This is a genomic window from uncultured Paracoccus sp. (genome assembly GCF_945915435.1).
GTDB lineage: Bacteria > Pseudomonadota > Alphaproteobacteria > Rhodobacterales > Rhodobacteraceae > Paracoccus.
Window position 1 is genome coordinate 19566 of the sequence record NZ_CAMEFG010000052.1, and the last position, 7607, is coordinate 27172.

A 7607-nucleotide genomic window follows, 5' to 3' on the forward strand; every position below is an offset into this window, starting at 1 on the left:
ACCAACGGAGGAACCGCAGCCGTCGAATGCGCTGCGTGGGGAGGACAACATGAAATTCAAGACTGCGGCGGTTGCCCTGATGATCGGGGTTTCCTGGTCTGCGATGGGCGCAATGGCGGAAACGGTCGGCATTTCGATGCCCACCAAGTCCTCGGCGCGCTGGATCGCCGATGGCGAGAACATGGTGCAGCAGTTCCAGGAAGCGGGCTATGACACCGACCTGCAATATGCCGAGGACGACATCCCGAACCAGCTTGCACAGGTCGAAAACATGATCACCAAGGGGGTCGACGTGCTGGTCATCGCGGCCATCGACGGGACCACGCTGTCGAATGCGCTGGCCAATGCCAAGGCCGCCGACATCAAGGTGATCGCCTATGACCGCCTGATCCGCGACACGCCCGACATCGACTATTACGCCACCTTCGACAACTTCAAGGTGGGGGTCGAGCAGGCCAATTCGCTGGTTTCCGGCCTTGAGGCGCGTTTTCCCGACGACAAGCCCTGGAACGTGGAACTGTTCGGCGGCAGCCCCGACGACAACAACGCCTATTTCTTCTATGACGGGGCCATATCGGTCCTGCAACCGCTGATCGACGCGGGCGATATCGTGATCCCCTCGGGGCAGACGGGCATGCAGACCGTCGGCACGCTGCGCTGGGACGGTGCGGTGGCGCAGGCGCGGATGGATAACCTGCTGTCGGCGAACTATACCGACAAGGACGTGCATGGGGTGCTGTCGCCCTATGACGGGCTGTCGATCGGGATCCTGTCCTCGCTGAAGGGGGTGGGTTACGGTTCGGGCGGCCAGCCCATGCCGATCGTGACCGGGCAGGATGCCGAGGTGCAATCGGTCAAGTCGATCCTTGCCGATGAACAGTATTCGACCGTGTTCAAGGACACCCGCGAACTGGCCCGCGTCACCGTCGGCATGGTCGATGCGATGCTGAAGGGCGGCGAGCCGGAAATCAACGATACCCAGACCTATGACAACGGCGTCAAGGTCGTGCCCTCGTATCTGCTGGAGCCGGTGGGCGTGGACAAGTCGAACTGGGAAGGGATCCTGATCGAATCCGGTTATTACACCGCCGAGCAGGTCCAGTAATCCAGGCAGGGGCCATCCGCACGGGATGGCCCCGCACAACGGAGCTTCGCGATGTCCGCGCTTCTGGAAATGCGCAATATCACCAAGACCTTTCCGGGTGTGAAGGCGCTGGACGATGTCAGCGTCTCGGTCCGCGAAGGCGAGATTCATGCGATCTGCGGCGAGAACGGCGCCGGAAAATCCACGCTGATGAAGGTGCTGTCGGGCGTCTATCCGCATGGCAGCTACGAGGGCGAGATCGTCTATGACGGCCAGCCCGCCGCTTTCGCCGGCATTCGCGACAGCGAGGATCGCGGCATCATCATCATCCATCAGGAACTGGCGCTGGTGCCGCTGCTGACCATCGCCGAGAACATCTTCCTGGGCAACGAACGCGCCAGGGGCGGCGTGATCGACTGGCTGGAAACCTTTCGCCAGACCGAGGGGCTGCTGGCCAAGGTCGGATTGAGCGAAACGCCCGGAACCCGCGTGGACAGCCTTGGCGTCGGCAAGCAGCAGCTTGTCGAGATCGCCAAGGCCCTGTCCAAGAACGTCCGCCTGCTGATCCTGGACGAACCCACCGCCGCGCTGTCGGAATCCGACAGCCAGGCGCTCCTGGACCTGCTGCTGGAGCTGAAGGCGCAGGGCGTCACCTCGATCATCATCAGCCACAAGCTGAACGAGGTCCGCCGCGTCGCCGACAGCGTGACCGTGATCCGCGACGGCGCCACCATCTCGACCATCGACGCGCGCGGCGGCGATCTGACCGAGGACCGCATCGTCCGCGACATGGTGGGCCGCAGCATGGAGAACCGCTTTCCCGACCGCGAAAGGCGCGCGGGCGAGGTGGTGTTCGAACTGCGGAACTGGAACGTCTGGCATCCCGAACAGCGCGACCGGCAGATGATCCGCGACCTGTCCATGACGGTCCGCGCGGGCGAGATCGTGGGCATCGCCGGGCTGATGGGGGCGGGGCGGACCGAATTGGCGATGAGCATCTTCGGACGCTCCTACGGGCGCAACATCAGCGGAGAGGTGCGGATGAAGGGCCGGGTGGCCGATGTCTCGACCGTGGACCGGGCGATCCGGGCGGGGCTGGCCTATGTGACCGAGGATCGCAAGACCCTGGGCCTGATCCTGGAAGAAACCATCCGCCGCAACACGATCCTTGCCAACCTGGGCGCGGTCGCCAATCGCGGGGTCGTGGACGAGGGACGCGAGACCGGGGTGGCCGAAAGATACCGCAAGGCGCTGCGGATCCGCACGCCCTCGGTCTTTCAGAAGGTGATGAACCTGTCGGGCGGCAACCAGCAGAAGGTCGTGCTGGCGAAATGGCTTTTCACCGACCCGGACGTGCTGATCCTGGACGAACCCACGCGCGGCATCGACGTGGGCGCGAAATATGAAATCTACAATATCATCAACGACCTGAGCGCAGCCGGAAAGGCCGTGATCATGATCTCGTCCGAGATGCCCGAACTGCTGGGCATGTGCGACCGGATCCATGTCATGAACCAGGGCGGCTTCGTGGGCGAACTGACGGCGGCCGAGGCCAGCCAGGAAGCCATCATGTCGCTGATCGTCAGGGAATAGGGAAGGCGGCCATGACACAGACGGACAGCGCCCGGAATGCCGGGATCGGCATCGGCGCGTATATCGCGAAACATATCCGCGAATACGGGCTTTTGTTCGCCCTGATCGCGATCATGGGGTTCTTTCAGGTCGTGACGGGCGGCGTGCTGCTGCGCCCGGTGAACATCACCAACCTGTTCTTGCAAAACAGCTATATCATCATCATGGCGCTGGGCATGCTGCTGGTGATCGTCGGCGGCAATATCGACCTGTCGGTCGGCTCGGTCATGGGCTTCATCGGGGCGCTGGCCGCGGTGATGATCGTGTCGTGGAAACTGCCGCCGGGCGTGGCCATCGCCGCCTGCCTTGCCTGCGGGGCCGCGATCGGCGCGGCGCAGGGCTATTTCGTGGCCTATTGGAAGATCCCGTCCTTCATCGTGACGCTGGCGGGGATGCTGGTCTTTCGCGGGCTGTCGCTGTGGCTGCTGGCCGGGCAGTCCATCGGGCCGTTTCCGCAAAGCTTCCAGGCGCTGTCGAACGGTTTCATCCCCGACCTGTTCATGGTGGGCCGCCCGAACGTGCTTGCGATGGCCGTGGGGGCGGCGACCGTGCTGGTGCTGGTCTGGCTGGGCCTGCGCACCCGCGCCCGCAACGCCCGCTACGGGATCGAGGATGAGCCGATGGGCCTGTTCGTGCTGCGCAACGCGATCATCGCGGCGGCGCTGCTGTTCGTGACCTGGAAGCTGGCATGGTTCCGGGGCCTGCCGAACGTGCTGCTGTCGATGGTCGTGCTGACCGTGATCTATGTCTTCGTGACCGAGCGCACGACCATCGGCCGCCGCGTCTATGCGGTGGGCGGCAACGCCAAGGCGGCCAAGCTGTCGGGCATCCGCACCGAGCGGCTGACCTTCCTGACCTTCGTGAACATGGGCCTGCTCGCCGCGCTGGCCGGGCTGATCTATGCCGCGCGGCTGAACACCGCGACGCCCAAGGCCGGGTTCGCGGTCGAGCTGGACGTGATCGCGGCGGTCTTTATCGGCGGGGCTTCGATGGCGGGCGGCTCGGGCCGGATCGTGGGGGCGGTCGTGGGCGCCTTCATCATGGGGGTGATGAACAACGGCATGTCGATCCTGGGCATCGGCATCGACTATCAGCAGGTCATCAAGGGGCTGGTGCTGCTGGCTGCCGTCGTCTTCGATGTCTACAACAAGAACAAGGAAGCCTGATGATGTTCCTGTCGCAACTGAAGCTGCCCGACGGGCGCCGCGCCGTGGCCGCGCGCGAGGGCGAGGCCGCCCGCCTGGTTCCCGGCGCCGCCACCACGCTTGAACTGGCCCAAGCCGCCATCGCGGCGGGCCACGGCCTGCGGGCCGAGATCGCGGCGCGCGGGCAGGGCGATCCGGTGGACCTTGTCGCTGCGCTGGCCGAGGGCCGGCTGCTTCTGCCCGTCGATCACCCCGATCCCGCGCATCTGCACCTGACGGGCACCGGGCTGACGCATCTGGGTTCCGCTTCGACCCGCAACGCGATGCACAGCAAGGCCGACCCCGAGTCGCTGACCGACAGCATGAAGATGTTCCGCATGGGGCTGGAGGGCGGCAAGCCCGGACAAGGCCAGATCGGCGTGCAACCGGAATGGTTCTGGAAGGGCAACGGCCATGCGGCGGTGGCACCGGGGGCCGGGCTGGCCTCGCCCGGTTTCGCCCTGGACGCGGGCGAGGAACCCGAGATCGCGGGCATCTACCTGATCGGCGCGGATGGCACGCCGTTCCGCCTTGGCTTTGCCCTTGGCAACGAATTTTCCGACCATGTGACGGAACGCGGCAATTACCTGTGGCTGGCCCATTCCAAGCTGCGCCCCGCCAGCTTCGGCCCCGAGATGCTGGTGGGTGATCTGCCCGACCATGTCGAGGGCGCCAGCCGGGTGATCCGCGACGGCGCCGTGATCTGGGAAAAGCCCTTCCTGTCGGGCGAGGCGAACATGTCCCACAGCCTGGCCAACCTGGAACACCACCATTTCAAATATGCGCTGTTCCGCCAGCCGGGCGATCTGCATGTGCATTTCTTCGGCACCGCCACGCTGTCCTTTGCCGACGGCATCGGCGTCCTTTCCGGCGACATGTTCGAGATCGAATGCCCCGCCTTCGGCCTGCCCTTGCGCAATCGCCTGATCCAGCAACCAGATGAGTCGATCCCGGTCGCCGTCGCAGCCCTTTGAGACAAGACATGAGCTTTACCCCGGCACCCTGGCCCCGCAGATTGCGCTCGCAGGAATGGTATGGTGGCAATTCGCGCGACACGATCTATCATCGCGGCTGGCTCAAGAACCAGGGCTATCCGCATGACCTGTTCGACGGGCGCCCGATCATCGGCATCCTGAACACATGGTCCGACCTGACCCCCTGCAACGGCCATCTGCGCGAACTGGCCGAAAAGGTGAAGGCGGGCGTGTGGGAGGCGGGGGGCTTTCCGGTCGAGGTGCCGGTGTTCTCGGCCAGCGAAAACACCTTCCGCCCCTCGGCGATGATGTTTCGCAACCTTGCCGCGCTGGCGATCGAGGAAACCATCCGCGGCCAGCCGATGGATGGCGCGGTGCTGCTGGTGGGCTGCGACAAGACCACGCCCAGCCTGCTGATGGCGGCGGCCTCGACCGATATCCCGTCCATCGTCGTCACCGGCGGCCCGATGCTGAACGGCTGGTTCCGGGGCGAGCGGATCGGCTCGGGCACGCATCTGTGGAAATTCAGCGAGGCCGTGAAGGCGGGCGAGATGACGCAGGACGAATTCCTCGAGGCCGAGCAATCCATGAGCCGCTCGACGGGCACCTGCAACACGATGGGGACGGCCTCGACGATGGCCTCGATGGCCGAGGCGCTGGGGATGGCCCTGTCGGGCAATGCGGCGATTCCGGCCGTGGACAGCCGCCGCCGCGTGATGGCGCAGATCTCGGGGCGGCGGATCGTGCAGATGGTCAAGGATGATCTGAAACCGTCCGATATCCTGACGAAACCGGCGTTCGAGAATGCGATCCGCACGAATGGCGCCATCGGGGGGTCCACCAATGCCGTGGTTCACCTGCTGGCGCTGGCGGGCCGGGTGGGCGTGGATCTGACGCTGGACGACTGGGACCGGCTGGGCCGCGACGTGCCGACCATCGTGAACCTGATGCCCTCGGGAAAATACCTGATGGAGGAATTCTTCTATGCCGGCGGCCTGCCGGTCGTGCTGAAGCGCCTGGGCGAGGCGGGGATGCTGCACAGGGATGCGCTGACCGTTTCCGGGGCGGCGATCTGGGACGAGGTGCGCGATGTCGTCAACTGGAACGAGGACGTGATCCTGCCCACCGACAGGGCGCTGACCGATCACGGCGGCATCGCCGTTCTGCGCGGCAACCTGGCCCCCAGGGGGGCGGTGCTGAAACCCTCGGCCTCCAGCCCGCATCTGCTGGTCCATCGTGGCCGCGCTGTGGTGTTTCAGGATATCGACGACTACAAGGCGCGCATCGAGGACGAGGCGCTGGACATTGATGAGTCCTGCGTCATGGTCCTGAAGAACTGCGGCCCGCGCGGCTATCCCGGCATGGCCGAGGTCGGCAACATGGGCCTGCCGCCCAAGGTCCTGCGCAAGGGCATCACCGACATGGTGCGGATTTCCGATGCGCGGATGTCGGGGACCGCCTATGGCACCGTGGTTCTGCATACCAGCCCCGAAGCGGCGGCGGGCGGTCCGCTGGCCGTGGTGCGCGACGGCGACATGATCGAGCTTGACGTGCCGAACCGCCGGTTGCACCTGGATATCCCGGACGCCGAACTGGCCGCGCGGCTGGCGGAATGGAGGCCGCTGCCCGACCAGCCTGCCAGCGGCTATGCCTGGCTGCACCAGCAGCATGTGACCGGCGCGGATACCGGCGCGGACCTAGACTTCCTGCGCGGATGCCGCGGCAACCCGGTCGGAAAGGACAGCCATTGATGAAGATCGCTCTCGTCGGGATCGGCAAGATCGCCCTGGACCAGCACGTTCCCGCGCTGGCCGCCAGCCCCGATTGGGAACTGGCCGCCACCGTCTCGCGCCGGGGCCGGGTCGAGGGCGTCCCCGCCTTCGCCGATCTGGACCGGATGCTGGCCGCCCACCCCGAGATCGGCACGGTCAGCCTGTGCCTGCCCCCCGTTCCGCGCTTTGCCGCCGCGCAGGCGGTGTTGCGCGCGGGCCGCAACCTGATGCTGGAAAAGCCCCCCGGCGCCACGCTGGCCGAGGTGCATGTCCTGCGCGATCTGGCGCAGGCGCACGGTGTCGGCCTTTACACGACATGGCATTCGCGGATGGCCCATGCGGTGGGGCAGGCGAAGGCATGGCTTGCGGACCGCGACATCCGGGCGGGCCGGATCACCTGGCGCGAGGATGTGCGCAGGTGGCACCCCGGCCAGGACTGGATCTTCGATCCCGGCGGCATGGGCGTGTTCGATCCCGGCATCAACGCCCTGTCGATCCTGACCGAAATCCTGCCGGTCTCGGTCCACCTGACCGCTGCCGAGCTGGACTTTCCGCGGAACCGCCAGGCACCGATCGCCGCGCGGCTGTCCTTCAGCCACGGCATCGCCGCCGATCTCGACTTCCGCCAGGAAGGGCCGCAGACCTGGGATATCGAGTTGCGGACCGATGCCGGGCATCTTGCGCTGCGCATGGGCGGCAACCTGCTGGAAATCGACGGCCGGCGCGTTGGCGGCGAGGACAGCATCATGGGGGAATACCCCGCGCTTTATCACCGCATGGCGCGGCTGGTGCGCGAAGGAAAAAGCGACGTGGACCTGACGCCGATGGTGCTGGTCGCGGATGCCTTTGTCCTTGGCCGCCGCAATACCGTCGAAGCATTTGAACCTTGAGGATTCCTTCATGCCCTTCACCCCACATGGCAAGCATCTGATCGCAGGCGACTGGGTGGGCGGTGCTGCCC

6 protein-coding genes are annotated in these 7607 nt (G+C 65.8%); all 6 read left to right on the plus strand.

The window, feature by feature from the left end:
- Positions 1 to 49: 49 nt before the first annotated feature.
- Genes chvE through Q0O97_RS15135 form a run of 6 tightly spaced genes read left to right on the plus strand, consistent with a single transcriptional unit; the run spans position 50 to position 7536 of the window.
- Positions 50 to 1105, plus strand: a complete 1056-nt coding sequence (gene chvE / locus Q0O97_RS15110) for a multiple monosaccharide ABC transporter substrate-binding protein (protein WP_294931125.1) — start codon at positions 50 to 52, stop codon at positions 1103 to 1105.
- Between the two features lie 51 nt (positions 1106 to 1156).
- A complete protein-coding gene (gene mmsA, locus Q0O97_RS15115; RefSeq protein WP_294931127.1) occupies positions 1157 to 2677 on the plus strand; it encodes a multiple monosaccharide ABC transporter ATP-binding protein in 1521 nt (506 codons plus the stop codon).
- Between the two features lie 11 nt (positions 2678 to 2688).
- Positions 2689 to 3882 carry a multiple monosaccharide ABC transporter permease gene (gene mmsB, locus Q0O97_RS15120; RefSeq protein ID WP_294931130.1) on the plus strand — a complete coding sequence of 398 codons (1194 nt, stop codon included), beginning with the start codon at positions 2689 to 2691 and terminating at the stop codon, positions 3880 to 3882.
- Positions 3882 to 4874: an AraD1 family protein gene (gene araD1, locus Q0O97_RS15125; protein ID WP_294931133.1), complete on the plus strand. Its 993-nt coding sequence runs from the start codon at positions 3882 to 3884 to the stop codon at positions 4872 to 4874. Before mmsB ends, araD1 begins: the two co-directional genes overlap by 1 nt.
- Before the next feature lie 8 nt (positions 4875 to 4882).
- The gene (gene araD / locus Q0O97_RS15130) at positions 4883 to 6625 is read left to right on the plus strand and encodes an L-arabinonate dehydratase (protein WP_294931136.1); all 1743 of its coding nucleotides are present in this window, start codon (positions 4883 to 4885) and stop codon (positions 6623 to 6625) included.
- On the plus strand, positions 6625 to 7536 hold the full coding sequence (locus Q0O97_RS15135; RefSeq protein ID WP_294931139.1) for a Gfo/Idh/MocA family oxidoreductase: 912 nt from the start codon (positions 6625 to 6627) through the stop codon (positions 7534 to 7536). Before araD ends, Q0O97_RS15135 begins: the two co-directional genes overlap by 1 nt.
- Positions 7537 to 7607 lie beyond the last annotated feature (71 nt).